The following is a 24,696-nucleotide window of genomic DNA, read 5'->3' on the forward strand; positions in this document are numbered from 1 at the left end:
AGCCGACCAAGGCCGAAGCCGAGCTCATCGCGATGCTGTCCGCAATCCGCCCGACGCGCGTCCAGACGAAAGGTCGAGACTGCCTTGCGACGCCATTGTCTCGTTCGTTCAGTCAGAGCGATGCGGCGCAAGCGCTTCGATGATGCGGCAGTCGGCAACGGTGCCGTGCTTGCAGCGCCCGATGACATCGGCAAGCTCGTCGCGCAGCGCCACGAGGTCCGCGATCTTGCGTTCGATCTCTGCCAGGTGTTGGCCGGCGATGACGTCGACCGCGTCGCACGAGCGGTCTCGCTGATCGGCGAGGTCCAGCAGGTCACGGACCTGGTCGATGGAGAAGCCCAAGTCGCGGGCACGCCGGATGAAGCTCAGTCGCCCCAGTTGGTCGTTGTCATAGGCTCGGTAATTGCCCTCGGTTCTCGCCGGAAGAGGTAGCAGACCGATCCGCTCATAATAGCGGATCGTTTCGACTTTGGTGCCGGTCCGCTTCGCGAGGTCGCCGATGGTCAGTCGTGACATGGCTTGACCCTATAGTGGCTACAGGGTCCATATAGGACGTCGCATCATCTTGTAAGAGGCGACGATATGCCTGGTTGTCATGACGACTGCTGTTCCTCTTCCCCTCCGAGGGAACTGGACAGCCCCCGCTGGCGTCGTGCGCTCTGGATTGCGCTGGCTATCAACGCAGCCATGTTTTTGACGGAGATCGCAGCAGGCGTGGCGGCCGGGTCGGCCTCGCTGCAGGCGGACGCGATCGACTTCCTCGGTGATACGGCCAACTATGCGATCAGCCTCGGAGTGGCGGGACTGGCGCTGAGCTGGCGAGCGCGCGCCGCCCTTCTGAAGGGCTGGTCGCTCGTCCTGCTTGGCGTCCTTGTCCTTGCCTCCACTGTCTGGCACGCAATGACCGGCACCCTCCCGGAGGCGAAGGCGATGGGGATCGTCGGCATGCTCGCCCTTGTCGCCAATGCGGGCGTGGCCCTCATGCTCTACCGCTTCCGGATCGGCGACGCGAATATGAGGTCGGTCTGGATCTGCTCCCGGAACGATGCGATCGGCAACGTCGCCGTACTCGCGGCCGCAGCCGGTGTGTTCGGCACCGGCACGGCATGGCCGGATCTCATTGTGGCGGCGATCATGGCCGCGCTTGGTTCGAGCGGTGGCTGGCACATCATACAGCGAGCTCGCATCGAGTTGCGCGGCTCCCCCACATCGCGCCCCGTCGCAAGCCCAATCCGGGCGAACTGATCGAGGGCACGTGTCAATGGAAAGTCACGACCGACTGGCTTTCGCTCACACCGAGAGGTGAAACCTACCCGCCGTAGCTCTGCACCAGGCTGCCGGCCACCAGCGACCAGCCGTCGACCAGCACGAAGAAGATCAGCTTGAACGGCAGCGACACCACGACCGGCGGCAGCATCATCATGCCCATCGACATCAAGACCGACGCGACCACGAGGTCGATGATCAGGAAGGGCAGGAACAGCAGGAAACCGATCTCGAAGGCGCGCTTGAGCTCGGAGATCATGAAAGCCGGCACCAGGATGCGCAGCGACAGGTCGTCGGGCGTCGCCGGCGGCGGCTCGCCGGAGAGGTCCATGAACAGCTTCAGGTCCTTCTCGCGCACGTTCTTCTGCATGAAGCCGCGCAGCGGCACCGAGGCGCGCTGCAGCGCGTCCTCGACGCCGATCTGGTTTTCCACCAGGGGCCGGATGCCGTCATCATAGGATTTCTGCAGCACCGGGCCCATCACGAACGCCGTGAGGAACATCGCGAGCGCGATGATGACCGAGTTGGGCGGCGCGGTCGCTGTGCCCATCGCCGTGCGCAGCAGCGACAGCACGACCACGATGCGCGTGAACGACGTCATCATGATCAGGATCGACGGCGCGATCGACAACACCGTGAGCAGCGCGATCAGTTGGACCGCGCGTTCGGTGACGCCGCCACCGCCGGCGCCGAGATTGATGCTGATGTCCTGCGCAGCAGCACGTCCCGCCAGTAAACCGGCGGCAGTCAGAACAGCGGTGAAGACAACTCTACGCGGGGGAAGCAGCGATCTCACTGAGACGACTTCGGACGTCCGAGCAGCGAGGCCATCTCGTCCTCCAGATTCTCGAAGCTGGTCTTGACCGGCGCGGCCTGCGCCGCAGGCGGCTCGTTGCGCGCGGCCGCCCGGAGCGCCGGGGGACCCGAGGCCGGAGCAGCCGACGGATCGGCTGATGGACGCCGCAGTGCGGCCTCGAGCCGTTGTGCCATCTCGGCCAGATTGGCTTCGGCGCTCGAATCGGCCGCTGCGGGCGGCGGGGCAGCCGGGGGCGGGGGCGGCGGCATCTGGGCCACCGGCGGCAGCGGCGGCGCCGCCGCGCGCTCGACGCGCTCGGCTGCGCGCTCAGCGCTCCGCACCGGCGGCAGCCGGGGCCCCTCGGAAGGGCGCTGCGCCTCGGCCTGACGCTGCGGCTCGGCGGGGCGCAACGGGCGCGGCATCACTGGTTCACCGCGGGCCACCCGCTCGGGGCGCGGCTCCAGGCGGGCTTCGTCTCCGCCGCGCGGTTCTCCACGGACGTCCGCCCGGAGGTCCTGGCGGGGGTCGGGACGGCGCGGAGGGAGCGGTGGTTCCGGCGGAAATGCCGGTGCCGGCTCACGCCGCTCTGCGGCAGTCGGCGCCGTGCGGCGAACCTCATCGATGAACGACGGCCGCATCGGGCGCTGCGGCGGCTCCGGCATCTGCAACTCGGCATGCTCGGCGGCCTCGGTCTTCGGCTCGTTGTCGGCCCAGGACGGCGCATCCGGCAGCGGCGCGATGCGCGCCGCCGGCGGCTCGGCACTGATGCCCGGCCGCTGCGGCAATTGCTCGCGCGCCGGCATGGCGCGCACGATATTGGATTCGACCACGATGTCGGTCGGCCCGCCGATCATCAGAAGATGCTCTATGTTATCACGGCGCACGAGCACGAGACGGCGGCGGCCATCGACGGCGGCGGCATCGATCACGGCAAGCCGGGGCATGCGGCCGCGATTCGGGTTGGTGCCGAGACGATTGCCCGCGAATCGACGGACCAGCCAAGCGGCGAGGCCGATCAGCGCCAGCACCGCCACGAATGCAAAAAAGAACGTCAGTGCCTGCATCTCTGTCCCCGGCAAATACCGCGTCCTTTCGAAGTCTTTCGTCTGTCCAACGCATCGCCGGCAGCGAACGGAGCTTCAGAACCGGAACCAACCTGTTAACGCATGACGGCAGGAACTGCCGCTCCGCCTCTTAATAACCCATGAATCGGCCGGGCCAAAACGACTTCTTGGCGAGCCGCGCCGTCCCGGAATGATGCATCGGTCGGCTGGGACCCCGGCACTTTCCTAAGAATTCGTCAAGACACCGGGATAGTCCCGGTGGGCATCGCACCCTTTCTTAACTCCCTGTTAACCATATGCACGGCAATTTCTACCTACCCAAACCGTCCGGTAGTCGGACACAACCGAGCAGCGCCATGTCCATCAACGATCTCCCCGTGTTGTCGGCGTTGCGGACCAAGATGCAATGGCATCAGGAGCGCCAGCGCGTGCTGTCCGAGAACGTGTCCAATTCGGATACGCCAAACTTCAAGCCGAAGGATCTGGTTGAGCCGAAGTTCGATTCAACCGGCCAGGCGGTCGGCGGCTTTGCGCCGCTGTCGCTGACCCGGACCAGCACCGCGCACATCGCCCCGTCATCGGGCGAGAGCGCGAGCTTCGACCAGAACCGCAAGGTCGGATTTCAGACGAGGCCCGCCGGCAACGCGGTGAGCCTCGAAGAGGAGATGCTGAAGGTCTCCGCCAACCAGATGGACTACGCCGCGGCGACCTCGTTGTACGGCAAGAGCCTGCATCTGTTGAAGACGGCGATCGGCAAGGGCTGAGCTCGGGTTAAGGACAGAGACCGACAAGCATGGCAAACGACTCCAGCGATTTCCTCCGCTCGATGAGCATCGCGACCTCCGGCCTGCGTGCGCAGGCGGGACGTATGCGCGTCATTTCCGAGAACATCGCCAATGCCGATTCGACCGCTGCCAAGGCGGGCGGCGATCCGTATCGCCGCAAGGTCCCGACATTCACCTCGGCACTCGATCGTGCGCTCGACGCCAAGGTGGTGGCACTCGGCAAGGTGGTGCCCGATCAATCGTCGTTCCGCGTCAAATACGACCCCAGTAACCCGGCCGCGGACGCGTCCGGCAATGTCAAGTACCCCAACGTCAATCCGCTCATCGAGATGACCGACATGCGTGATGCGCAGCGGTCCTACGAGGCGAATTTGAACATCATCGGCGCCACGCGCCGCATGATCCAGCGCACGCTCGACATTCTGAAGACCTAGGACAGGAACGAAAGTCATGGCCTCCCCAATCTCCGCAGCGAATGCCTACGCGAATTCCGCGCGCGTGCTCGACACCGGCGGCTCGAGCGGTGCCTTCGGCAGCCTTGGGCGCGTGCGCGACGTGCTCGGTAGCGGCAACGGCGCCGACAAGGGTGGTCCGTCATTCAGCGCGGTGCTGAAGGACGCGATCGGCAGCGTGATGGAGGCCGGACGCAAGTCCGACAGTCAGGCGGTCGCGATGGCCGCGGGCAAGGCAAACGTCATGGATGTCGTCACGGCGGTCGCCGAGACCGACGTCGCGGTGTCGACGCTGGTGTCGGTGCGCGACCGCGTGATCCAGGCCTATGAAGACGTGATGAAGATGACGATCTAGGCGCAGCTCGTGACGCTTCAGGCCGCCACGTGCCTGATGCGCCCAGGGGATTTGCCGTCTGCCGCGACTGCGCGCGATGAGGCGGGTGCCGGACCGGAGCCGATTGACAGTGAGGAACGACAGGACATGACGGGAGCTGAAACGCTCGATGTGGCGCGCGATGCGATCTGGACCATCGTGCTGGTGTCGTCGCCGCTGATGGTGGTCGGCCTCGTGGTTGGCGTGGTCGTCTCGCTGTTCCAGGCGCTGACGCAGATCCAGGAGCAGACGCTGGTGTTCGTGCCGAAGATCATCGCGATCTTCGTGACGCTGCTGCTGGCGCTGCCGTTCATGGCGGACGCGCTGCATTCGCACATGATGCGGATCTCGTCGCGAATCATCGGCGGATGAGGCAATGTCCGGGGCGGCAGGGCAGGCCTGCGTGAGGGCGCTGCGAGCGGTCGTAAGGAGCAGTGCGGGGGGCGCTGCTGCTTTCGGGCGCGCGCGGGCAGCCTTTCGGGCAAGCTCTTCGCAGGTTGCCTCGTCGGAGGCTGTCTTTTCAGAGGCTGTCTCTTCAAAGACCGTCGTGCCGCACCAGCATGCGGTCGAAAGGGCCGTGACGGCGGACGATGCGCATCGATATATCCTTCCTTCCGGCGCTGGCCGCCGTGTTCATGCTGGCCTTCGCGCGCGTCGGCGCCATGGTGATGCTGTTGCCGGGCCTCGGCGAGGTCAACATCCCCGTCCGCATCAAGCTCGCGACCGCGCTGCTGCTCACGATGATCGTGCTGCCGCTGCACCGTCAGGCCTATCAGGTCGACCTGCAGGCGTTGTCGCCGCTCCTGGTGATGATGGTGCACGAGATCGTGATCGGAATCGTGCTCGGCGCGACGGCGCGGGTGACGCTGTCGGCGCTGCAGGTCGCGGGCTCCGTGATCGCGCAGCAGATGGGACTCGGCTTCGTCACCGCGGTGGATCCGACGCAGGGACAGCAGGGCGTCCTGATCGGCAACTTCCTCACCATGCTCGGCGTGACCCTGCTGTTCTCGACCGACAGCCATCACCTGGTGATCGCCGCGCTCAGCGACAGCTACAAGATCTTCGCGCCGGGCGAATTGATCCCGAGCGGCGACGTCGCCTCGCTGGCGACCAAGGCGTTTGCCGCGGCGTTCAAGATCGGTCTGCAATTATCGGCGCCGTTCCTGGTGTTCGGCCTGGTCTTCAACATCGGGCTCGGCGTCTTGGCGCGGCTGATGCCGCAGATGCAGGTCTATTTCGTCGGAGCGCCGCTCTCGATCCTGATCGGCTTCCTGATCTTCGCGCTGGTCCTGACCGCGATGATGGGAACGTTTCTCGGCTATTTCGAAGGCGTCATGCACGAGATGATGCCGCGGTGAGAGGGCCGATCGATGTCCGATGAGGCCGATTCCGAAGACAAAACAGAAGACCCGACGCAAAAACGGCTGGACCAGGCGCTCGAACGCGGCGACGTCGTCAAGAGCCAGGAGCTCAACACCTGGTTCGTGATCGCCTCCGCGACCTTGGTGATGTCGACCTTCTCGGGCTCGATCGGCACCGCGGTGCTGGTGCCGATGCGCAACCTGATCGCCAATTCCTGGATGATCCACACCGACGGCGCCGGCCTGCTGGCGCTGGCGCGCAGCCTGTCGTTCGCCGTGATCGCGGCCATCGGCGTGCCGATCCTGATGGTGATGCTGGCGGCGATCGCCGGCAACATGATGCAGCATCGCCTGGTCTGGTCGGGCGAGCCGATGAAGCCGAGCCTGAGCAAGATCTCGCCCCTGGCCGGCGCCAAGCGCCTGTTCGGCAAGCAGGCCGCGGCCAATTTCGCCAAGGGGCTGTTCAAGCTCGTGCTGCTCGGCACGGTCATGGTCATGATCCTGTGGCCGGAGCGGCTGCGCCTCGAATCGCTGCTGCATATGGACGTCAGCGAGCTGCTCGGCGTCACGATCTCGCTGACGACGCATCTGATGGGCTCGGTGGTCGCGCTGCTCGCCCTGGTCGCGATCGGCGACTACCTGTTCCAGTATCGGCAATGGTACGAGCGCCAGAAGATGTCGGTGCAGGAGATGAAGGAGGAGTTCAAGCAGTCGGAAGGCGACCCGCACGTCAAGGGACGCATCCGGCAGATCCGCCAGCAGCGCATGAAGAAGCGCATGATGGCCGCGGTTCCCAAGGCCTCCGTGATCATCACCAACCCGACCCACTACTCGGTCGCGCTGTCCTACGAGCGCGGCATGGCGGCGCCGGTCTGCGTCGCCAAGGGCGTCGACAACATCGCCTTCAAGATCCGGGAGGTCGCCAAGGCGCACGACATCCCGATCGTCGAGAACGTGCCGCTGGCGCGCGCGCTCTATGCCACCGTCGAGATCGACGAGGAGATCCCGGTGGAACATTATCATGCCGTCGCTGAGATCATCGGCTACGTGATGGGGCTGCGGCGCAACCTCTCGGGTCGCCCGCGATGACAACCGATTCGGTCCATGGACGGACCGCAAAATACGGATAAATCATGGAATATCGGCTTGACGGGCTTGCGCTTGACCCGTCGATTCAGGCAGGTGGAAGGGGGAGCCGCGCGAACGGGCTGGGGCTCCCAGCCGACAGGTCGCGTCCCCGAGCCATGAGCGCCGATTCCGACAACGATGGGTTACAGGATCAGGTGAGCCTGCCGGAGCGGCCGCGCCGCAGCGGCAGCATTCTGCTGATCCTGCTGGTGGCGTTCGGCCTCGTCGCGGTCGCGATCGCGCTGATGACGATCGGCCGCGCCCAGGCGCAGCCCTATATTCTCGGCCTGCTGTCGCTGCTCGCCACCGTCGGCCTGTTCAATCTGTTCGCGTTCGCCGCCGGCATCGTCCGCTTCGCCGACAAGTCGACCGACGATCCGGTGTTGGGCGCGATCGCCGATCACGCCTTCGATGGCCTCGCGGTGACCGATCCGCGCGGCCATGTCGTCTACGCCAACGCCGCCTATCTCAACATGACGGGAGCGGCGACCGCGCAGGAGGCGCGTCCCGTCGAGCGCGTCTTCATCGGCAATCCCGACGTCTCCGAGGCCGTGTTCCGGCTGTTGAAGGCGGCGCGCGAGGGCAAGCGGCAGCAGGAGGAGGTGCGCATCACCGCGGCCGAAGGCGCGCAGGGGCGCTGGCTGCGGATGCGCGTGCGCCCGCTCGGCCAGACCAAGCGCCACGCCCGCTACGCGGTGTGGTCGATCGCCGACATCACCCGGGATCGCGAGCGCCAGGAGGACGTGTTCCAGGAGCTGCAGCACGCGATCGAATATCTCGACCATGCGCCGTGCGGCTTCTTCTCGGTCAATCCTGAAGGCAGCCTCGTCTACGTCAATGCCACGCTCGCCAACTGGCTCGACTACGATCTCGCCGAGATCGGCTCGGGCGGCCTGAAGCTCGCCGACGTCGTCTCCGGCGACGGCGCGTCGCTGCTGACCTCGATCGTGGCGGTGCCCGGCGAGGTCCGCACCGAGGTGTTCGACATCGACCTGAAGATGCGCGGCGGCAAGACCATGCCGGCGCGGCTCTACCACAAGCTCGCCTTCGGCGCCGACGGCAAGCCGGGCGCCTCGCGCACCCTGGTCATCAGCCGCGCCCGCGACGAGCGCTCCGATCCGGAGCGCGCCGCCGAGGTGCGCTTCATGCGCTTCTTCGACCATACGCCGATGGCAATCGCCACCGTCGACCGCGGCGGCGCCGTGGTCAGGGCCAATGCGCGCTACGCCAAGCTGGCGCAGAGCGTCAGCGGCGACGTGGCTGCGGCGAAATCGATCTTCCGCACCGTCAGCCAGCGCGACCGGCATCTGCTGATCGCCGCGATCAACCAGGCCTCGGAAGGGCAGGCGGACATTCCGCCGGTCGAGGTGATGCTGGAGGGCGCGAAGGAGCGCTTCGGCCAGTTCTTCGTCACCGCCGTCGACGAGGACGAGCGGGAGACCGAGGCCGCGATCGTCTATCTGCTCGAGACCACCGAGCGCCGCGCGCTGGAAAACCAGATCAACCAGTCGCAGAAGATGGAGATGGTCGGCCAGCTCGCCGGCGGCATCGCCCACGACTTCAACAACGTGCTCTCGGCCATCATGATGGCCAACGACTTCCTGCTGAACGCGCACAAGCCGACCGACCCGTCGTTCCAGGACATCATGCAGATCAAGCAGAACGCGACCCGCGCCGCGACGCTGGTGCGGCAGCTGCTGGCGTTCTCGCGCCGCCAGACCCTGCGGCCGCAGGTGCTCGATCTCGGCGACGCACTGTCCGACCTGACGATGCTGTTGCGCCGGCTGATCGGCGAGAAGGTCAAGCTCGACCTGGTTCACGGCCGCGACCTGTGGCCGGTCAAGGTCGACGTCTCGCAGTTCGAGCAGGTGGTCGTGAATCTCGCGGTCAACGCCCGCGATGCGATGCCCGATGGCGGCAAGCTGTCGGTGCGCACCGCCAACGTCTCGGCCGACGAGGTCGCGCAGGCCGCCTACAAGGGCATGCCGGTGGCCGACTACGTCCGCATCGAGATCAGTGACACCGGAACCGGCATTCCGGCCGAGATCCGCGAGAAGATCTTCGAGCCGTTCTTCTCGACCAAGGAGGTCGGCAAGGGCACCGGTCTCGGACTGTCGACCGTCTACGGCATCATCAAGCAGACCGGCGGCTTCATCTACGTCGACAGCGAGGTCGGCAAGGGGACTTCGTTCCAGATCTTCCTGCCGCGGCACATCGTCGTGCCGGAGGTCCAGGCCGAGCCGCACGCGGCCAACGGCGCCGTCAAGGAGCCGGCCGTCGCGGAAGCGTCGAAGCCGCGCGCGGACCTGACCGGGCAGGGCACCATCCTGCTGGTCGAGGACGAGGAGGGCCTGCGGGCGCTGAACGCGCGCGGCCTGCGCTCGCGCGGCTACAGCGTCATCGAGGCGTCGAACGGCGTCGAGGCGATGGAGGCGCTGGACGAGTGCGACGGCGTGCTCGATCTCGTGGTGTCCGACGTCGTGATGCCGGAGATGGACGGGCCGACGCTGCTCAAAGCGATGCGCGAGCGCAATCCGGAGATCAAGATCATCTTCGTCTCGGGCTATGCGGAGGATGCGTTCGAGAAGAGCCTGCCGGAGAACCAGCAGTTCGCGTTCCTGCCGAAGCCCTTCACGCTCAGCCAGCTCGTGGCGGCGGTCAAGGAAACCATGGCGCCGCAATAGGTTACCGGAGTTCCTTGGCAAATTCCTTGGCAAGCCGGCCGGGCGCGTTCATCCCGCGACCCCGCGCCGCAGCCGCGCGGCCTCGTGCCGCCTTCCCTTTTCGCGGGTTGTGCCCATCTTACAGGCATCCCCATTCCGGGGAGTTATGGGAAACACAGATGAGCTTCATGCAGCGCAAAAGCGGCCTCCTCAAGGCGATGGCCGTGGCCCTTTCACTGGCGCTGCCGACGGTGCTCGCCGTCTCGGCGGCCGACGCCCGGATCGGCGGCGGCTCCAGCTCGGGCTCCCGCGGCACGCGCACCTTCTCCGCGCCGCCTCCGACCGCCACCGCGCCGGGACCGGCGTCGCAGTTCAACCGCACCATCACCCAGCCGGGCCAGCCCGGCGGCTTCAACACGGCTGCGCCCTCCCGCGGCGGGCTGTTCGGCGGTCGCGCCGGTGGCCTGCTGGGCGGCCTCGCTGCCGGCTTCCTCGGCGCCGGCCTGTTCGGCATGCTGTTCGGCGGCGGCCTGTTCTCGGGGCTCGGCGGCTTCGCTTCGATCATCGGCCTGATCCTCCAGGTCCTGCTGGTGGTGTTCCTGGTGCGCATGGGGATGGCCTGGTGGCAGCGCCGCAACCAGCCGGCCTATGCCGCCGGCCCGGCGCCGACGCCCACCGACGGCCAGCCGAGCTTGCGCTCGGGCCTGAGCGGCCTTGGTGGTTTCGGTGGCTTCGGCGGTGGCAGCAACACGCCGCCGCTGCAGATCCTGCCGGCCGACTATGAGGCGTTCGAGCGGCTGCTCGGCGAGATCCAGTCCGCCTGGTCGAACGAGGATGTCGGCCGCCTGCGGCTGCTGTCGACGCCCGAGATGGCCTCGTATTTCGAGCGCGATCTCGAGCAGAACCAGGCCCGCGGTGTGGTCAACAAGGTCAGCGCCGTGAAGCTGCTGCAGGGTGACCTCGCCGAAGCCTGGCGCGAGAATGGCGCCGACTATGCCACGGTCGCGATGCGCTTCACCTTGGCCGACAAGACCATCGAGCGCGCCTCGGGTCGCGTGGTCGAGGGCTCCGACCAGCCGCAGGAGGTCACGGAGATCTGGACCTTCCTGCGCCACGCCGGCGCCGATTGGCAGCTGTCGGGAATCCAGCAGGTCAGCTGAGCCTGACTTGAGATCCTCATCAGGCGCCGCGGAGCAATCCGCGGCGCTTTTGCTTTGCGCGTGGTTATAGTGGCGTGCCGCGATGAACAGGCAACGAGGATGGGCCCATGCGTTATGAGCTGTATTACTGGCCGATGATCCAGGGCAGGGGCGAATATGTGCGGCTCGCGCTGGAGGAGGCGGGCGCCGCCTATCGCGACGTCGCGCGCGAGGACGGCATCGGTACGATGACGGCGATGATGGAGGCGGTCAGCGACACGCCGCCCTTCGCGCCGCCGTTCCTGAGAGCGGGCCGCCGCGTCATCGGCCAGACCGCCAACATCCTGCTGTTTCTCGGCAGCCGCCATGGCCTCGCGCCGAAGGCCGAAGCCGGCCAGCTCTGGGTGCATCAGCTGCAGCTCACCGTGACCGACTTCGTGGTCGAGATCCATGACACGCATCATCCGCTGGGGCCGACGCTGTACTACGAGGACCAGCGCGCGCCGGCCAGGAAACGCACCGCCGAGTTCTGGAGCGAGCGGGTGCCGAAATTCCTCGGCTATTTCGAGCAGCTCCTATCGAAAAGCGGTGGCGCCTACGTCACCGGGCGCCGGCTCACTTATGTCGACCTGTCGCTGTTCCAGATCGTCGCCGGCCTGCGCTACGCGTTCCCGAAGCGCATGATGGCGTTCGAGCGCAACATCCCGGGCCTCATCGCGCTGCATGACCGCGTCGCCAGCAGGCCCAACATATCAGCCTATCTCGGCAGCGAGCGCCGCATCGCCTTCAACGAGGACGGCATCTTCCGCCACTACAAGGCGCTGGATGCGTGAGGCGAGGCTCCGCGGCGCCACCCGTTGACAATGTATAAGTGTTGACTTATACATTCCGCATGACCGTCGAAGCCCAGTTGACATCCGTCATGAAGACGCTTGCCGACCCGACGCGGCGGGCCGTGTTCGAGCGCATCGCGCGCGAGGGGGAGGTGGCGGCCACCGGCCTGGTGCAGGGCTCGCGGGTATCCCAGCCGGCGATCTCACAGCATCTCAAGGCGCTGCGCGACGCCGGGCTGGTCAGCGAACGGCGCGACGGCCGCCACAACTATTACAGCGTCGCGCCAAAAGGGCTGATGCCGCTGGTCGACTGGCTCGGTCATTACCGCGCATTCTGGCATGAGCGCATTGCCGGCCTCGAGGCACTGTTGAAGGAGACCGAGTGATGGGTGAGACGCATGCGATCGTGGTGGAGAAGCATCTGCCCCATTCGCCCGACAAGATCTGGCGCACGCTGACCACGAGCGACCTGATCGCGAAATGGTTGATGCCGAACGACTTCGTCGCGGCCACCGGTCATCGCTTCACCTTCCGCACCAAGCCGGTGGGCGACTGGGATGGCGTCGTTCATTGCGAGGTGCTCGCCTGTGAGCCGCCGCATCTGCTGAGCTATTCCTGGAAGGGTGGTTCGGACTCCAATCCGGCCTACGGCTTACGGCTCGACAGCGTCGTGACCTGGACGCTGACGGCGGCCGAGGGCGGCACGCATCTGCGAATGGTCCATGACGGCTTCGTCTTCCCGGGCAACAAGTTTCAGTTCGACATCATGGGACAGGGGTGGAGTCGTATCGGCGATGCCATCACACGTATAGCGGCGGATGCCTGAGGCGCCGCCGCTATACGAAGTTGGCCTGAGGGTGTGGGATCGTCAGGCGAGAATGTCGACGCGGGTGCCCTGGCCGGGCGGCAGCGGCGGACGCGAGGCCTGCTTCTCCGCGGCCGCCTCGTCGCCGGTCTTGGCGGGATTGACGGCCTGGCTCTGCTGCGTCTGGTTCCGCGCCTGCGTGTCTTGGGTCTGCGGCTTGGTCGTCTCGGTCGAGATCGGCGGCGGTGAGGGCGGCGGCGATGACGACGAAACGCTCGAAACGGACATTGTCCAGCTCCTCGCTTGGTGTTGCGACAAGCGTGGCCATCGCTCACGAAGACTTCGTCAACCGGATCGTTCGAATTGTCTGCAACTGTCGGTGGCGCGGCGAATAGTGAACGGATCGCTGCCGCCGGCGTGGAAGCGACAGGGCTATCGCTTCACCCCGGCCTATTGGTCCTTGCTGCGGCTGATCGTGATCGAGGACTCGGTCTTGGTCCGGGCGCAGCGCATGTCGAGCCGGCGGTAGCGGCTGGCGACGTCGTCGCCGCGGAAAATCCCGAGCCGGCGGTAACAGCGTGTGACGCCGCGCTGCATGTCGTCCTTCGGCAAGGTGAACACGATCGCCGCCGCGCTCGCCATCAGCTCGATGAAGGCCGGTGTCGGCTTGCGCTCGGATTTTCCGAACAATTGATTGCTGACATTCTTCGATGAGCAGCCGAGCGTGATCTCGCGCGCCTTGGGATGGGCGAGATAGACGGTGCCGGCCGCGGTCTGGCCGATCTTGATGCCGTCGATGCCGTTCTTCAATTCCTTGGCGATGTCGTCGCAGCGATCCGCCCGCGCGGCCTGCGGCAGCAGCGCGCTGCTCAACGCAACGAGAATAACAAAACCGGCCAAGCGGCCAAATGAGCAAAGCGATGACTGCATTCCAAATTCCCCCGCGCCATTGAAGCCTGCGCGCGGAGGTCATGCAAGCGCGATGCGCCGCGGCCGCACAAGATCGTCGGCCGACGTGACCGCGTGTTGACGGGCCGCGGTCACCTGCCGGCGGCAGCGGCGCGATCGCGTCGTCAGAACCAGCAGCGGCCCGAATGCGACAGCGATACGCCGGCGGCGCGGCGCTCGCAGTCGTTGCCGTAGGTCTGGAAGTTGCAGCCGCACACCGGCATGTAGATGCGCGGGCAGAGCGTCGGCTTTCGGCGGCAGACGCCCATCATGTCGAACCGGCCACACTGGCCGGCTAGGAATTCGCAATAGAGACCGGCATCGCAGGGAATGCCGATGAAGCCGCCGCACGCACGGCCGGGACCGACCGCGCCGGCGCTGCCGGGGGCCATGGTGATCAGGGCAAGAGCAAATGTGATGGCAACGAAGAGACCTCGTTTCATGACGCCTCCAGGAGGAAAATGAATAGGTCAACAATCTAAGGTTACATAATTCGGCGACCGATCGCAATCGATCTCGCCGTACGACATTGCGCTGGTCGCGGCGTCATGTTGCGGCGACCTCGCGGGCCGTCTCGATCAGCAGGTCGAACGTCTCGTCGGGTGCGTGCTGCACGACATCGTGCCCGCACGCAAATGCGTGCACGCGCCACGCGGGATCGCTGCGCAGCCGCTCATATTGCGCGGTGAACGGCGTTGCGCTCCATCCGCTGGCGTAGACGAAGGTGCGCTGCAGAGCCGCCGGCGCCGGACTGTGGAGGTTCAGGGCCTGGATGAAGGTCCCGAGCGGATGCGGCCGGCGGCGCGGATCGGAGCCTTCGCGCGGCAGCGCCGTCAGCCCGTCATGCCCGGCACGTTCGATCACGAACCGGCGATACGCATCACCGGCGAGATCCCACCATGACTGGCCGTTCTCGGGTGCGAAGGCATCGAGATAGATCAGTGCGGCGAGCCTTTCCGGCACGCGGTCGGCGACGCCGGTCGCGACCATGCCGCCATAGCTGTGCGCGCACAGGATGACCTCGGACAGGTCCTCGATCGTCAGCAGATCAATGACGTCAGCGATATGGGTGTCGAGATTGACGGCATGGGCGGCGCGGGCCGGTGTCTGCTCCAATCCACTCAAGGTCACCGCATAGGCGTCATGGCCGGCCTGCTGGAGCCTGGCCGAGAGCGCAGCGTACATCCAGCCGCCGTGCCAACCTCCTGGAATCAGGACAAAACTTGCCATGATCGTACCCCTCTGCCGCTGTGCCGAGACATGTCTTGCAAGGCTTCCGACGGGTAGCGTATCAGACCTGTCAAGACCGCTTTGGGCGGCCATCTTTAGAACCCCACGAGCTCGCCATGAACGCGCCGACCGCCTTCCCCGACCAGTCCAAGCCCGTCCCGCCCTACAAGCACACGCCGCTGTTTCCGCTCGGGCCGGACACCACGCCCTACAAGAAGATCACCACCGACGGCGTGCGGGTCGAGAAGGTCTTGGGCCGCGACATGCTGGTGGTGTCGCGGGAGGCGCTGCGGACCTTGTCGGAAGCCGCGTTCGGCGAGATCAACCACTTTCTGCGCCCCGGCCATCTGAAGCAGCTGCGCAGCATCCTGGAGGATCCGGAGGCCAGCCCGAACGACAAGTTCGTCGCGCTCGACTTCCTGAAGAACGCCAACATCTCCGCCGGCGGCGTGCTGCCGATGTGCCAGGATACCGGCACCGCGATCATCATGGGCAAGAAGGGCTGCAACGTCATCACCGATGGCGACGACGAGGCGGCGCTGTCGCAAGGCGCGCGCGACGCCTATCTGCGCCGGAACCTGCGCTACTCACAAGTCGCTCCGCTGTCGATGTACGAGGAGAAGAACACCGCCAACAACATGCCGGCGCAGACCGAGATCTATGCCGAGGGCGAGGACGCCTACAAGTTCATGTTCATGGCCAAGGGCGGCGGCTCGGCCAACAAGAGTTTTCTGTTCCAGGCGACGCCCTCGGTGCTCACCAAGGACCGGCTGCTGGCGTTCCTGAAGGAGAAGATCCTGACGCTGGGCACCGCGGCGTGCCCGCCTTATCACCTCGCCATCGTGATCGGCGGCACCTCGGCCGAGCTGTGCATGAAGACGGTGAAGCTGGCGTCTGCGCGTTATCTCGACGCGCTGCCGACCCAGGGCTCCCCGGATGGCAATGCCTTCCGCGACGTGGAGATGGAGCAGGAAATCCACAAGATGACGCAGTCGCTCGGCGTCGGCGCGCAGTTCGGCGGCAAGTATTTCTGCCATGACGTCCGCGTCATCCGCATGCCGCGCCACGGCGCGTCGTTGCCGATCGGTCTCGGCGTGTCGTGCTCGGCCGACCGCCAGGTGCTCGGCAAGATCACCAGGGACGGCGTCTATCTCGAGGAGCTCGAGCATCATCCGGCGCAGTATCTGCCGGAGGTCGAGCAGGCGCTTGGCGGCGAGGTCGTGAAGATCGACTTGAACCAGCCGATGAAGGACATCCTCGCCACTCTGTCGAAGAATCCGATCAAGACGAGGCTGTCGCTGACCGGCACCATGATCGTCGCGCGCGACGCGGCGCATGCCAAGCTGCGCGAGCGCCTCGATCGCGGCGAGCCCCTGCCGGACTACTTCAAGAACCATCCGGTCTACTACGCCGGCCCCGCCAAGACCCCCGAAGGCTACGCCTCCGGCGCGTTCGGTCCGACCACCGCGGGCCGCATGGATTCCTTCGTCGACCAGTTTCAGGCGGCCGGCGGCTCGATGGTGATGGTCGCCAAGGGCAACCGCGCGCCGGCGGTGCGCGAGGCCTGCAAGAAGCACGGTGGCTTCTATCTCGGCTCGATCGGCGGCGCCGCGGCCAACCTCGCCGAGCACTGCATCAAGAAGGTCGAGGTCGTCGAATATCCCGAGCTCGGCATGGAAGCCATCTGGCGCATCGAAGTGGTGGACTTCCCGGCCTTCATCATCATCGACGACAAGGGCAACGACTTCTTCAAGGAGCTGAACCTCGGCTGAGGTGAGCCGGGCGTGATGTTTGTTGCGGCGGCCGGGAGCGATCCCGGCCGTTGGCGTATGGGGGAGGCCCATCTCGCCTGAGCGCGTAGCGTGGCAACCGAATTCGCACGCCGACGGTGCGCTCCCCTCCCCCTTGCGGGGAGGGGTTGGGGGTGGGGTCCACGAGTCGCGCTCTATCTGATGGGCGAGGAAACGCAGCGCGATGCGACCTCGCTCTCTCGATAGTTTGGTGGTTGATGTGTGTGCGCGCCCATAGCGTTCAGCGCCCGGAGACCCCCACCCCCGACCCCTCCCCGCAAGGGGGAAGGGAGCTCACTGCTGTTGTGGGGCCAGCTCGGCTCCGACTACCGTGGGGCTCAGCGTGCGTTCGTGGCAAGAGGAGCACGATGCTGAACGAAGCAACTGGTAGTCTGATGTAATGCACGCCAACCGCATCATCGGTCTCGACGGCTTCTCCCGCGGCTGGGTCGCGGTGTCGATTGCAGGCGACCGGCGCGACATCGCCTTTCCCGCCGACGTTTCGACGGCACTATCGGCTCCTTTTACCCGCGCCGCGATCGACATCCCGATCGGCATGACCGACGACGGCGAGCGCACCTGTGACCGGCTCGCGCGCGACAAGCTCGCGCCGCATCGCTCCCGCGTCTTCACCGGCGCGCGACGCTGGCTGTGGCAGGACTACACCGATCCAGACGAGGCGAACATCGAGGCGTCGCGGCGCGGGCAGACGCGCGCCTCGCGTCAGCTCTGGCATCTCGGCCGCAAGATCATGGAGGTCGACGCCTTCGTCCGTGCGCATCGCGACCGCGACATCCGCGAGGCCCATCCCGAACTGGTGTTCCTGCGCCTCCACGGCGCGCCGTTGCCGTCGAAGAAGACGGAACATGGCGCCAGGCTGCGGCGCGACTTGTTAGTTTCTGCAGGCTTCGCCGCCATCGACGACTGGATGACCCGCGCGCGCATCGGTACCGGTGCCAAGCCCGACGACGTCCTCGACGCCTGCGCGGTCGCGCTGGCCGCTCGCGACTGCGCGGGCTGCGTACCGGAAGAAGCTGCGCCGCGCGACGCGCATGGCGTGCCGATGCAGGTCTGGTTTTGAGGGGCGGCCCGGCCAAGTTTTTCCCACATCTGCTTCAGCGCGGAGGGCTGGCGTACATGGGGTAAGCGATCAACGGACGGGTTTCCGCTTATCCCTGCATAGGGCTAGGCCGTCGAGTTTCGAGATGCTGCTAGCGGAAATCGCGTGCGTTGAGCGGGTGCTTGTGGTTGGGCACCGGGCCGAATTCGCTGCGTGGTGCAAGAGGGAGCGTCTTTGTTGAGCACTGAACCATGTTCGTGCTGAGATTCAGGTCGCAGTCGTCATAATCCAACGTCACCCGCCGCTTGCAGCTGTTCTTCAGGCTGTACCAGTTGACCCCAGGAGCTTTCGGCCACGCCTTCTCTACCACGCACTGGCTTGGATCTGATTGTGGGGCCGAACTGACGGTCCGCGGCGGTCGAACTACGCTTGATGGTGGCTCGGCAACGGGCTTGGTAATGGGAGTTACTGCCGGATTCGGCTGCGTTCTGTCCACGCCGAGAATGTCAGCGGTCACATTCTTCGCTGCAGAGCCAAGATCCCGGGAACGAGCGTTTGCCGGTACCGCTCCGATGCGGACAGCGGTGGCGGCCCCGCCATTCGTGGACATGGACTTTCCGTCCGGCTCGAGCGTGTAGTTCCATGTCCCCGCGCTGTTCGTATAGGTCAACACGTTTCCCGAGCAGGTCCACGTACCCTGGACACAAGCCGGGTGTTCGCTGCACAATGCTCTGCCGTCAGGGAGTAGCGTACCTCTGTTGCCACTGCCTGAGTGTCGCCAGTCACCGATAAACTTGGCTGCGCAACTCGATTGCGGAGCGGCCTCTGCCGCGGCGGTGCCGGAAAGTAGTACCGAAAGAAGTAAGAGATATCTCATTGTAGTTCCAATGAAGCAGGTTGGACTATGATTACCCAATTCCTAGCTCGAATGTGAGTTAGGTGATCCAATCAGATTCCGATCGCGACCGCAACGATGACTGCTTGAGCCATTGCGGCAGCCGTAGCGATGGATATAGGAAGGCCCCGCCTCACGGTTGATGGCTTCGATGCCTGCCAGGGGTCGAAATACAAACAAGTGCGCGCACCGTTCCGCTGGTCGGACCTCAATGAGGGGGGCGCGGCTTCCCTGACGGGCCATAGGCCAATGTTCGATCCGATTTCCAAGGAGAAGGTTCTAAAAAAAATAAATCACTTGTGATTTTTCCGAAATCGTGATCTTATCTCGCCATCCCGCCTCACTGCGGAGGGGCGTTGCGCGCGATCGTCACGACACGCGAGGCGGGGAGGCGATGGCCGCGATGGAGCCGCAGCGTGTCTTCGGATACGCGGACGAACGGCTTGGCGCGGACGCGAAGTCGCAGCGTCCTGACACCCCGAAGCTGGTGTCACGTTCGTGCGGTGCTGAGCGCATCGCGCGGATCATGGTGGCCAACAAGCCGGCGCACCAGGGAGACTGCGTATAAGCGTGAAGCCATCGCGCAGGGAAGGCCGGGCGTTTCCGGCTGCACCTGTGGTACCTGCCGCCTGCATTTCTTTCGCAGGCGGGCCGCAGGCGTCAGCCGACGCCTGGCCTTCCCTGCGCCCTCTGCATTTGGCGAGGGACATGCCGATGCCATCCCTCGGGCGATGTTCGCCGCGAGTGCGCGCACGCTTGTCGATGCTGTTTGAGATGTGAAGCGGATGAAATTCGGTGATCAAACCGCGATGTCGTCCCGACGAACGCCGGGACCCATGCGCCGCGGCGAATGTGTGTGGAATGTCTAACGACGCGCCTGCCTCGAACTGCTCCCTGGGAGTATGAGTCCCGGCTCAAGGCCGGGACGACAGGAGCGGCTGTCGCGCCGGCGGTCGCCTCACCAGCAGACGTAGGGTGGGCAAGGCAGCCGCCCGCAGGGCGGTTGCGTGCCCGCCATCTGTCTACGCATTCCCGTGCGAATGGTGGGCGCGGCGCGCGAGAGGGCGGGGCGATGGAGCGGCGGCGGGGCGCGCCTTTGCCCACCCTACGGATTCAGGCCCGCGCGCCGGTGAACGGGAAGCTGCCCATGAAGCCGATGCCCATCTCGCCGGAGATGGTGTCGCCGGCGACCTTGCCCTTGAAATCCAGCGTCAGCGGCATCGGGCTGGTGATGGAGACCTTCCAGGCGACGTCGTCGCCGTTGACGGTGCCGTCGAAGATCTCGGCGGAATCGCCCTCGGCGGCCTGGGTGCCGGTCAGCGTCGCGCCCGAGCTCTTCAGGCTCAGGGTCGCGCTGCGCTCGCCCATGGGCGTGTTCAAGGTCAGATTCCAGTTGCCGTCCACAGCCATCGATCGTTCTCCTGGCATTGCGATTTTGCGGACCTCGAGGCAACGACCTCGAGGATGCGTTCGGCCGCCCCTATAGCGCATCTTTGCGCGTAAGCCCATTGCGGCGATCGGATGCAGCGATCAGGCCCGCGCCGCCCTGAGGCGGTTGGCGACCACGAAGCGGAAGGCCATGAACTGCAGCGCGAAGGCCGCGACCTTGGCGCCGCCCGCGACCACGGTGATGTAGAGCACCCACAGCTTGATGTCGCCGGTCATGGCGACCGCGATCGTGCCGAGACCGAGCGCGAACATCAGCGCCGCCCAGGCATAGCCGGCGATGGTGACGTATTCCGGAATGGTCTCCGACACGATCGGCGGCACGTAGCGCAGCATCCAGCCGCGCTTGAGCATGATCAGCCCGATGGCGAAATGGCCGATCGCGGGCTTGGCGAACATGAAGCGCGGGTCATTGGTCAGCAGCGTCACGCCGCCGAGCACGATGACGAGGCCGACGCTGGCATAGGCCATGAAGCTGAGGTTCACGCCCCTGATGCGCGCCCAGACCACCTGCACCACGGCGACGGCGACCGCGGCGGCGGTGGCCAGCACGACATCATCGGTTGCGATGTACAGGATGAAGAACACCGCGGCCGACAGGAAGTCGGCAATCAGCTTGGCAAACACGATTTTCACGCACGTCTCCTGGAGCAGACCCCGGTCACGAATCTTGGCCGGACATTGCGGCGGCAGTCTGCGCTGCCACGTCCTTTGTTCGGCGGTAGTCAGGATACCAGCGCGTGAAATAAAGTGCACTATTGCGGGCGGCAAAGGCGATGGCGAGGCCGGTCCAATAGGGCAGGCCCGGCACGTAGAGCGTCATCAGGTTGCCGACGATCATCAGCAGCGCCGACACGGTCCAGGCGCCGGTGATGACGTAATTGGCGCGCAGGAAGCCCGGAATCGCCGCGGTTTCCGGCGGTACGGCCTCGAGCGCATATTGCAGCGTGAACGGCGCGCGCAGCAGCATCGAGCCGAGCGACAGCGCGAAAATGCCGCAGTCGACCGCAAGACGCACCGCGGATGCGCTGAGGGTCGGATCGATGAGGCCGAGGTAGGCGGCTACGCTTGCGAACACGATCGCCGAGCCCAGGCCGAGAATCTTGATCGAGCGTCCCTTGACGACGTCGACCGCGACAACGACCAGGCACATCGCCGTGGCCACGGCCAGGCTGAGCGTGGCCGAGACCACCATCATCAGCGCCGCGTAGACGCCGTAGGGCGCAAGGATGAGGAAGATCGTCATAGAAACTCGCCCGGCCAATCTTTACACTGCCAAGATTAGTAGGATCCCGGCGGAACCGGGTCAAGCAAATCTTGACAGTGTCAAAATTTTGTGAAGCAACATATTTAGCTAAGCTTTATCAATGGCTTGCTTCGTCCGCGCCGACCCAATTGCCGTGGAAGCCATCGGGCACGCGGTGGCCGAGATGAACCAGGGCCACCGGACCGCTGCCGATGTCGGTGGCGTTGAACACGGCGAGGTCGCTGGTGTTGGAGCCGGCACGCCAGACCACGGTCAGCAGCCAGCCGTCGCCCTCGGCGGCATCGCGGCTGCGCGGCACGAATACCGGCTCGGACAGGGTGTCGCCGGCGGGCAGCAGATGCGTCGCCTGGCGCGTGCCGGCGCCGTCGACATGGACGAGGCCGGACAGCGCCCCGAACAGCGGGCCGTCCGGATTGGCGCAGGCGTACCAGCCATGGCCGTTCTTGAGCCCGGCGCGGCGGTCGTCGATGCGGGGGAATTCACCGGTGAGGTCGTCGAGATAGCTCTGCGTGAAACGGTCGGTGTTGCCGGCGAGATCGAAGCTCCAGCGGCACAGCCGCGCGACCGACTTGGCCGGATCGGTCGGACGTCCGTCGGGATGCGGAAACAGCGGCGCTTCCTCGAACTGCATGACGTCGGCAATGATCCGGCTGCCGTCCTCCCAGGCATTCATGATGTGGAAGACGTAGCAGGCGTCACCGCGAAACCAGACGATGTCCTTGATGTCGCCGCTGCGCTTCATCACACCGACATAGGCGCCCTTGTCGGGCTCCCAGGCATAAGGCGGCTTGCCGGACATTGCGCGCTCGATGCTGCCGGTGAGCGGCAGGATTGGAAACAGCACGTGATTGGCCGTGACGATGAAGTCGTGCACCATGCTGGCATAGGGCGCCTCGAAACGATTGAGACGCGTCAGCTTGCCGGCCGCATCGACCGTGCCGTAGGACAGCGCCGGCGTCAGCGGACCGGCGGCGTTGTAGCCGAAGAACAGCAATTCGCCGGTGACCGGATCGGTCTTCGGATGCGCGGTGAAGGCGCCGCGCAGGCGGCCGCCGAAATCGTGATAGCCGCGGGTGGCGAGCGTGCCGGGCTCGATCTCGGTCGGCAGGTGCGCCTCTTCGAGCGCGAGCAGGCGGCCGGCATGGGCGATGATGTTGGTGTTGGCAACGCCGCCATCGGTGACCTCGGCTGGCGCGTCCGGCAGCCTGCGGCCGAAGCCGCCGAACAGCGCGCGCCCCGCGCGGCGCTCGGCCTCGAATTTCGGGGTGCGGATCCAGCGGTTGCGATAGGACGCGCGGCCGTTCTCCAGATGGAACGCGTGCAGCATGCCGTCGCCGACGAACCAGTGCGAACCCGGCGAGTCGAATTGCGGATTGGGGCCGTTGCGATAGAGCGTGCCGTTCAGCTCACGTGGCAGTTCGCCGGTGACTTTCAGGAACGGCGCGTCGCATTCGAACGGGATCGGCGCGATGTTGTCGCGCGGTGTGGGGCGCTGGCGGGCTGTGTCGTGCAACGGTCCCTTCATCGACTGTCCATTCATGGCGCTTCCTTCCCCTTGGATTCGGCCTTATCTTTACGATGTAAAGATAAGGCTACCGGCCGAGCGCCTGCAGGTCAAGGCTAATCTTTACGATGTCAAAATTGCTTGTATAAGGAGAGGCATGACGAAGATCGAACAGGCAAGACTGAGCAGGCACCGGACGGCTACGGCGGTGGCCCGGACGCGGTCGCGCCGCGCGGTGAGCGCGGGCGAGCCGGCGGCGCCCTATCATCACGGCGCGCTGCGCGATGCGCTGCTCGAAGCGGCCGAGCGCGTGCTGGAGCGCGACGGGCTGGCCGGACTCACCTTGCGCGCGGTGGCGCGCGAGGCCGGCGTGTCGCATGCGGCGCCGACGCATCATTTCGGCGATCTCACCGGGCTGGTCAGCGAGCTCGCGGCGATCGGCTTCACGCGGTTCAATGCGGCGATGAAAGCGGCCGGCGAGCAGCCCGGCACGCCGATCGAGCGGGCGATGGCGCGGGCCCGCGCGTATGTCGCCTACGCACAGGCCAATCCCGGCATGTACGGACTGATGTTCCGCACCGAGCGTCTGGATTATTCGCGCCCTTCGCTGCACGAGGCCGCGGAAGCCTCGTTTGCCGGACTCGCGGGATCGGTCGCCGCGCGCAGCGAAGGCCCGGTCGGTGACGAGGAATTGTCGCTCGATCAGTCGGCGGCGATCGCCCGCGCCTGGTCGCTGGTGCATGGCTACACGATGCTGCTGCTCGACGGCCGCCTTGCCGACATTCTGCGCCGTTCGCCGCCGGGCACCACGGCCGAATCGCTGCTGGAGGCGATGCTCCGGGCCACCGTGCCGAAGCTGCCGCCGGGCGCGTAGTTCGACGCACCGGAAACCGGGTAGGGGATCATGCGTTGGCAACGCATGGCACGAACCCCACGCGCTCCCTGGAGCAAGGCCAATCCGCGCAAGCGCGCCGGCAAGGCCTCCACCGTCTCACCCCGGCCGAAAAGGCGGCGGCCAAGGCGCGCGCCCGTCGGGCCGGGCGGCGCTATCCCAACCTGGTCGACAATATGCGCGTCGCGGCCAGGAAGGCGGCAAAGACCAAGACCAGCGGCCGCAAGCGGGCGGCGAAATCGAAGACCGGGAAGGGCGCATCGAAGACGGCGAGCAGGCGCACATCCGCCGTGCGCAAGACCGCAAAGTCCGGACGGAAGTCGGCGCGCTAATTGGGCGGCAACGCCAGATCGACGGCCCGGCCGCGCGTGCCGACGATCTTCACCCTGTCCTTGCCGCAGGCAAAGCCTCGCGCCGTCTGGTCAGCCGCCTGCCGCGCCAGCTCGTTGGCATTGGAGTTGGCGGCAGCGTCGACATAGGCGACATGACACACTGGTCCGGGCGGCAGCCGGGTCACCACCAGCATCGGCTTGTCCTTCGGCCCCTTGCTGCCTTGATCGTCGTTGTCGGCGATCTGCCAGCGCTGGATGATCGCGAACGGCTTGCCGTCAGCCAGCCTCCATTCGACAGCGTTGCCGGCGGAGTTGAACGGTCCGAACCAGGTCTGAGCAGCCGGCTCCTTGGCGGCCGCGCGGACATTGCGCCCCACAGACACGGTCTGGCGAAGATCGCCTTCGTTGACGAGCAGAATCAGGCCGTCCTTGCCAGGGCAGGTCTCAGTCGAGCTGTCATCCTCCTGCTTGCCGCCGATGGTGCGGCAGTCCTTGGCGGCGGCCGATGTATAGGCGCTGGCGATGGTCTCTGCAGCCGCCTGTCCGATCCACGCCGTGCAGAGCATCAATGCGACACCGATTCGTCGCGCCACGACGCGATGTGGGAGGAATTCGGACATGCGAGGGCCCCTGATGACCGGAATTCGTCCCTGCGCAGGACGCTGCA

29 protein-coding genes are annotated in these 24,696 nt (G+C 65.9%); 16 read left to right on the forward strand and 13 right to left on the reverse strand.

Annotated elements, in window-relative coordinates:
- Positions 1 to 108: 108 nt before the first annotated feature.
- Positions 109 to 516, reverse strand: coding sequence for a helix-turn-helix domain-containing protein (locus QX073_RS10410; protein WP_315716019.1), 408 nt, complete (start codon positions 514 to 516; stop codon positions 109 to 111).
- 66 nt (positions 517 to 582) lie between these two features.
- Between QX073_RS10410 and QX073_RS10415 the strand changes: the two genes are divergently transcribed.
- Complete coding sequence (locus tag QX073_RS10415) at positions 583 to 1,245, forward strand: cation transporter (protein WP_315768207.1); 663 nt, start codon at positions 583 to 585, stop codon at positions 1,243 to 1,245.
- 64 nt (positions 1,246 to 1,309) lie between these two features.
- On the opposite strand, the gene fliP is transcribed toward QX073_RS10415, so the two are convergent.
- Together fliP and QX073_RS10425 are read right to left on the reverse strand one after the other, a co-directional pair.
- Positions 1,310 to 2,062 (reverse strand): flagellar type III secretion system pore protein FliP, encoded by a 753-nt coding sequence (fliP, locus tag QX073_RS10420; protein ID WP_315716020.1) that lies wholly within the window; start codon positions 2,060 to 2,062, stop codon positions 1,310 to 1,312.
- On the reverse strand, positions 2,059 to 3,126 hold the full coding sequence (locus tag QX073_RS10425) for a flagellar biosynthetic protein FliO (protein ID WP_316225715.1): 1,068 nt from the start codon (positions 3,124 to 3,126) through the stop codon (positions 2,059 to 2,061). The genes fliP and QX073_RS10425 overlap by 4 nt, the downstream gene beginning before the upstream one ends.
- Before the next feature lie 356 nt (positions 3,127 to 3,482).
- Between QX073_RS10425 and flgB the strand changes: the two genes are divergently transcribed.
- The 11 genes from flgB (at position 3,483) to QX073_RS10480 (ending at position 12,686) form a co-directional block, all read left to right on the forward strand.
- Entirely contained in the window at positions 3,483 to 3,890 is a 408-nt protein-coding gene (flgB, locus tag QX073_RS10430) for a flagellar basal body rod protein FlgB (RefSeq protein ID WP_315716022.1), read from the forward strand.
- A 29-nt stretch (positions 3,891 to 3,919) separates the two neighbouring features.
- Entirely contained in the window at positions 3,920 to 4,345 is a 426-nt protein-coding gene (flgC, locus tag QX073_RS10435; RefSeq protein WP_315716023.1) for a flagellar basal body rod protein FlgC, read from the forward strand.
- Between the two features lie 16 nt (positions 4,346 to 4,361).
- Positions 4,362 to 4,718: a flagellar hook-basal body complex protein FliE gene (fliE, locus tag QX073_RS10440; RefSeq protein WP_315716024.1), complete on the forward strand. Its 357-nt coding sequence runs from the start codon at positions 4,362 to 4,364 to the stop codon at positions 4,716 to 4,718.
- A 126-nt stretch (positions 4,719 to 4,844) separates the two neighbouring features.
- Positions 4,845 to 5,108 carry a flagellar biosynthesis protein FliQ gene (fliQ, locus tag QX073_RS10445; protein ID WP_008965881.1) on the forward strand — a complete coding sequence of 88 codons (264 nt, stop codon included), beginning with the start codon at positions 4,845 to 4,847 and terminating at the stop codon, positions 5,106 to 5,108.
- Positions 5,109 to 5,326: 218 nt separating this feature from the next.
- The gene (gene fliR, locus QX073_RS10450; RefSeq protein WP_315716025.1) at positions 5,327 to 6,094 is read left to right on the forward strand and encodes a flagellar biosynthetic protein FliR; all 768 of its coding nucleotides are present in this window, start codon (positions 5,327 to 5,329) and stop codon (positions 6,092 to 6,094) included.
- A 12-nt stretch (positions 6,095 to 6,106) separates the two neighbouring features.
- Positions 6,107 to 7,186, forward strand: coding sequence for a flagellar biosynthesis protein FlhB (gene flhB / locus QX073_RS10455; protein WP_316225716.1), 1,080 nt, complete (start codon positions 6,107 to 6,109; stop codon positions 7,184 to 7,186).
- 155 nt (positions 7,187 to 7,341) lie between these two features.
- Positions 7,342 to 9,909, forward strand: a complete 2,568-nt coding sequence (gene cckA, locus QX073_RS10460) for a cell cycle histidine kinase CckA (RefSeq protein ID WP_315716028.1) — start codon at positions 7,342 to 7,344, stop codon at positions 9,907 to 9,909.
- A 167-nt stretch (positions 9,910 to 10,076) separates the two neighbouring features.
- Positions 10,077 to 11,048 (forward strand): Tim44 domain-containing protein, encoded by a 972-nt coding sequence (locus QX073_RS10465; RefSeq protein WP_316225790.1) that lies wholly within the window; start codon positions 10,077 to 10,079, stop codon positions 11,046 to 11,048.
- Between the two features lie 107 nt (positions 11,049 to 11,155).
- On the forward strand, positions 11,156 to 11,860 hold the full coding sequence (locus QX073_RS10470) for a glutathione S-transferase (RefSeq protein ID WP_315716030.1): 705 nt from the start codon (positions 11,156 to 11,158) through the stop codon (positions 11,858 to 11,860).
- Positions 11,861 to 11,919: 59 nt separating this feature from the next.
- Entirely contained in the window at positions 11,920 to 12,246 is a 327-nt protein-coding gene (locus tag QX073_RS10475) for a metalloregulator ArsR/SmtB family transcription factor (RefSeq protein WP_316225717.1), read from the forward strand.
- On the forward strand, positions 12,246 to 12,686 hold the full coding sequence (locus QX073_RS10480; RefSeq protein ID WP_316225718.1) for an SRPBCC domain-containing protein: 441 nt from the start codon (positions 12,246 to 12,248) through the stop codon (positions 12,684 to 12,686). The genes QX073_RS10475 and QX073_RS10480 overlap by 1 nt, the downstream gene beginning before the upstream one ends.
- Positions 12,687 to 12,728: 42 nt before the next feature.
- Here the strand turns inward: QX073_RS10480 and QX073_RS10485 are convergent, their stop codons facing one another.
- From QX073_RS10485 to QX073_RS10500, 4 genes are all read right to left on the reverse strand, one after another.
- Positions 12,729 to 12,953, reverse strand: coding sequence for a hypothetical protein (locus QX073_RS10485; protein ID WP_315716033.1), 225 nt, complete (start codon positions 12,951 to 12,953; stop codon positions 12,729 to 12,731).
- 162 nt (positions 12,954 to 13,115) lie between these two features.
- Positions 13,116 to 13,595, reverse strand: coding sequence for a hypothetical protein (locus tag QX073_RS10490; RefSeq protein ID WP_316225719.1), 480 nt, complete (start codon positions 13,593 to 13,595; stop codon positions 13,116 to 13,118).
- A 143-nt stretch (positions 13,596 to 13,738) separates the two neighbouring features.
- Positions 13,739 to 14,056 carry a hypothetical protein gene (locus QX073_RS10495; protein ID WP_316225720.1) on the reverse strand — a complete coding sequence of 106 codons (318 nt, stop codon included), beginning with the start codon at positions 14,054 to 14,056 and terminating at the stop codon, positions 13,739 to 13,741.
- 103 nt (positions 14,057 to 14,159) lie between these two features.
- On the reverse strand, positions 14,160 to 14,843 hold the full coding sequence (locus QX073_RS10500; protein ID WP_316225721.1) for an alpha/beta hydrolase: 684 nt from the start codon (positions 14,841 to 14,843) through the stop codon (positions 14,160 to 14,162).
- A 116-nt stretch (positions 14,844 to 14,959) separates the two neighbouring features.
- Here QX073_RS10500 and QX073_RS10505 point away from each other — a divergent pair, with 116 nt between their 5' ends.
- Together QX073_RS10505 and QX073_RS10510 are read left to right on the forward strand one after the other, a co-directional pair.
- Positions 14,960 to 16,615 carry a fumarate hydratase gene (locus QX073_RS10505; protein WP_316225722.1) on the forward strand — a complete coding sequence of 552 codons (1,656 nt, stop codon included), beginning with the start codon at positions 14,960 to 14,962 and terminating at the stop codon, positions 16,613 to 16,615.
- Positions 16,616 to 17,033: 418 nt separating this feature from the next.
- Entirely contained in the window at positions 17,034 to 17,714 is a 681-nt protein-coding gene (locus tag QX073_RS10510; protein WP_316225723.1) for a DUF429 domain-containing protein, read from the forward strand.
- Positions 17,715 to 17,844: 130 nt separating this feature from the next.
- On the opposite strand, the gene QX073_RS10515 is transcribed toward QX073_RS10510, so the two are convergent.
- From QX073_RS10515 to QX073_RS10535, 5 genes are all read right to left on the reverse strand, one after another.
- Positions 17,845 to 18,363 carry a hypothetical protein gene (locus QX073_RS10515; RefSeq protein WP_316225724.1) on the reverse strand — a complete coding sequence of 173 codons (519 nt, stop codon included), beginning with the start codon at positions 18,361 to 18,363 and terminating at the stop codon, positions 17,845 to 17,847.
- 1,338 nt (positions 18,364 to 19,701) lie between these two features.
- Positions 19,702 to 19,998 (reverse strand): hypothetical protein, encoded by a 297-nt coding sequence (locus QX073_RS10520; protein ID WP_315716044.1) that lies wholly within the window; start codon positions 19,996 to 19,998, stop codon positions 19,702 to 19,704.
- Positions 19,999 to 20,118: 120 nt separating this feature from the next.
- Positions 20,119 to 20,670 carry a septation protein IspZ gene (locus QX073_RS10525; protein ID WP_315753122.1) on the reverse strand — a complete coding sequence of 184 codons (552 nt, stop codon included), beginning with the start codon at positions 20,668 to 20,670 and terminating at the stop codon, positions 20,119 to 20,121.
- A gap of 25 nt (positions 20,671 to 20,695) precedes the next feature.
- Positions 20,696 to 21,280, reverse strand: a complete 585-nt coding sequence (locus tag QX073_RS10530) for a hypothetical protein (protein WP_315828219.1) — start codon at positions 21,278 to 21,280, stop codon at positions 20,696 to 20,698.
- 118 nt (positions 21,281 to 21,398) lie between these two features.
- A complete protein-coding gene (locus QX073_RS10535; protein WP_316225725.1) occupies positions 21,399 to 22,826 on the reverse strand; it encodes a carotenoid oxygenase family protein in 1,428 nt (475 codons plus the stop codon).
- Positions 22,827 to 22,962: 136 nt separating this feature from the next.
- Between QX073_RS10535 and QX073_RS10540 the strand changes: the two genes are divergently transcribed.
- Positions 22,963 to 23,679, forward strand: coding sequence for a TetR/AcrR family transcriptional regulator (locus tag QX073_RS10540; protein ID WP_315716048.1), 717 nt, complete (start codon positions 22,963 to 22,965; stop codon positions 23,677 to 23,679).
- 35 nt (positions 23,680 to 23,714) lie between these two features.
- Positions 23,715 to 24,029: a hypothetical protein gene (locus tag QX073_RS10545; RefSeq protein WP_316225726.1), complete on the forward strand. Its 315-nt coding sequence runs from the start codon at positions 23,715 to 23,717 to the stop codon at positions 24,027 to 24,029.
- On the opposite strand, the gene QX073_RS10550 is transcribed toward QX073_RS10545, so the two are convergent.
- Positions 24,026 to 24,649, reverse strand: a complete 624-nt coding sequence (locus tag QX073_RS10550) for a hypothetical protein (RefSeq protein WP_316171175.1) — start codon at positions 24,647 to 24,649, stop codon at positions 24,026 to 24,028. The two genes, QX073_RS10545 and QX073_RS10550, sit on opposite strands and share 4 nt — an antisense overlap.
- Positions 24,650 to 24,696 lie beyond the last annotated feature (47 nt).

The organism is Bradyrhizobium sp. SZCCHNS3052 (assembly GCF_032484495.1).
Classification (GTDB): domain Bacteria; phylum Pseudomonadota; class Alphaproteobacteria; order Rhizobiales; family Xanthobacteraceae; genus Bradyrhizobium.

Bases quoted from the DNA above. Each gene is read 5' to 3' on its own strand.
- fliQ (WP_008965881.1), top strand. From the start codon at position 4,845: ATGACGGGAGCTGAAACGCTCGATGTGGCGCGCGATGCGATCTGGACC.
- QX073_RS10480 (WP_316225718.1), top strand. From the start codon at position 12,246: ATGGGTGAGACGCATGCGATCGTGGTGGAGAAGCATCTGCCCCATTCG.
- QX073_RS10465 (WP_316225790.1), top strand. From the start codon at position 10,077: ATGCAGCGCAAAAGCGGCCTCCTCAAGGCGATGGCCGTGGCCCTTTCA.
- QX073_RS10490 (WP_316225719.1), bottom strand. From the start codon at position 13,595: ATGCAGTCATCGCTTTGCTCATTTGGCCGCTTGGCCGGTTTTGTTATT.
- QX073_RS10500 (WP_316225721.1), bottom strand. From the start codon at position 14,843: ATGGCAAGTTTTGTCCTGATTCCAGGAGGTTGGCACGGCGGCTGGATG.
- QX073_RS10550 (WP_316171175.1), bottom strand. From the start codon at position 24,649: ATGTCCGAATTCCTCCCACATCGCGTCGTGGCGCGACGAATCGGTGTC.
- cckA (WP_315716028.1), top strand. From the start codon at position 7,342: ATGAGCGCCGATTCCGACAACGATGGGTTACAGGATCAGGTGAGCCTG.
- flhB (WP_316225716.1), top strand. From the start codon at position 6,107: ATGTCCGATGAGGCCGATTCCGAAGACAAAACAGAAGACCCGACGCAA.
- fliR (WP_315716025.1), top strand. From the start codon at position 5,327: ATGCGCATCGATATATCCTTCCTTCCGGCGCTGGCCGCCGTGTTCATG.
- flgB (WP_315716022.1), top strand. From the start codon at position 3,483: ATGTCCATCAACGATCTCCCCGTGTTGTCGGCGTTGCGGACCAAGATG.
- QX073_RS10505 (WP_316225722.1), top strand. From the start codon at position 14,960: ATGAACGCGCCGACCGCCTTCCCCGACCAGTCCAAGCCCGTCCCGCCC.
- QX073_RS10485 (WP_315716033.1), bottom strand. From the start codon at position 12,953: ATGTCCGTTTCGAGCGTTTCGTCGTCATCGCCGCCGCCCTCACCGCCG.
- QX073_RS10510 (WP_316225723.1), top strand. From the start codon at position 17,034: ATGCACGCCAACCGCATCATCGGTCTCGACGGCTTCTCCCGCGGCTGG.
- QX073_RS10415 (WP_315768207.1), top strand. From the start codon at position 583: ATGCCTGGTTGTCATGACGACTGCTGTTCCTCTTCCCCTCCGAGGGAA.
- QX073_RS10535 (WP_316225725.1), bottom strand. From the start codon at position 22,826: ATGAAGGGACCGTTGCACGACACAGCCCGCCAGCGCCCCACACCGCGC.
- QX073_RS10425 (WP_316225715.1), bottom strand. From the start codon at position 3,126: ATGCAGGCACTGACGTTCTTTTTTGCATTCGTGGCGGTGCTGGCGCTG.
- QX073_RS10410 (WP_315716019.1), bottom strand. From the start codon at position 516: ATGTCACGACTGACCATCGGCGACCTCGCGAAGCGGACCGGCACCAAA.
- QX073_RS10470 (WP_315716030.1), top strand. From the start codon at position 11,156: ATGCGTTATGAGCTGTATTACTGGCCGATGATCCAGGGCAGGGGCGAA.
- QX073_RS10530 (WP_315828219.1), bottom strand. From the start codon at position 21,280: ATGACGATCTTCCTCATCCTTGCGCCCTACGGCGTCTACGCGGCGCTG.
- QX073_RS10540 (WP_315716048.1), top strand. From the start codon at position 22,963: ATGACGAAGATCGAACAGGCAAGACTGAGCAGGCACCGGACGGCTACG.
- QX073_RS10495 (WP_316225720.1), bottom strand. From the start codon at position 14,056: ATGAAACGAGGTCTCTTCGTTGCCATCACATTTGCTCTTGCCCTGATC.
- fliE (WP_315716024.1), top strand. From the start codon at position 4,362: ATGGCCTCCCCAATCTCCGCAGCGAATGCCTACGCGAATTCCGCGCGC.
- flgC (WP_315716023.1), top strand. From the start codon at position 3,920: ATGGCAAACGACTCCAGCGATTTCCTCCGCTCGATGAGCATCGCGACC.
- QX073_RS10520 (WP_315716044.1), bottom strand. From the start codon at position 19,998: ATGGCTGTGGACGGCAACTGGAATCTGACCTTGAACACGCCCATGGGC.
- QX073_RS10475 (WP_316225717.1), top strand. From the start codon at position 11,920: ATGACCGTCGAAGCCCAGTTGACATCCGTCATGAAGACGCTTGCCGAC.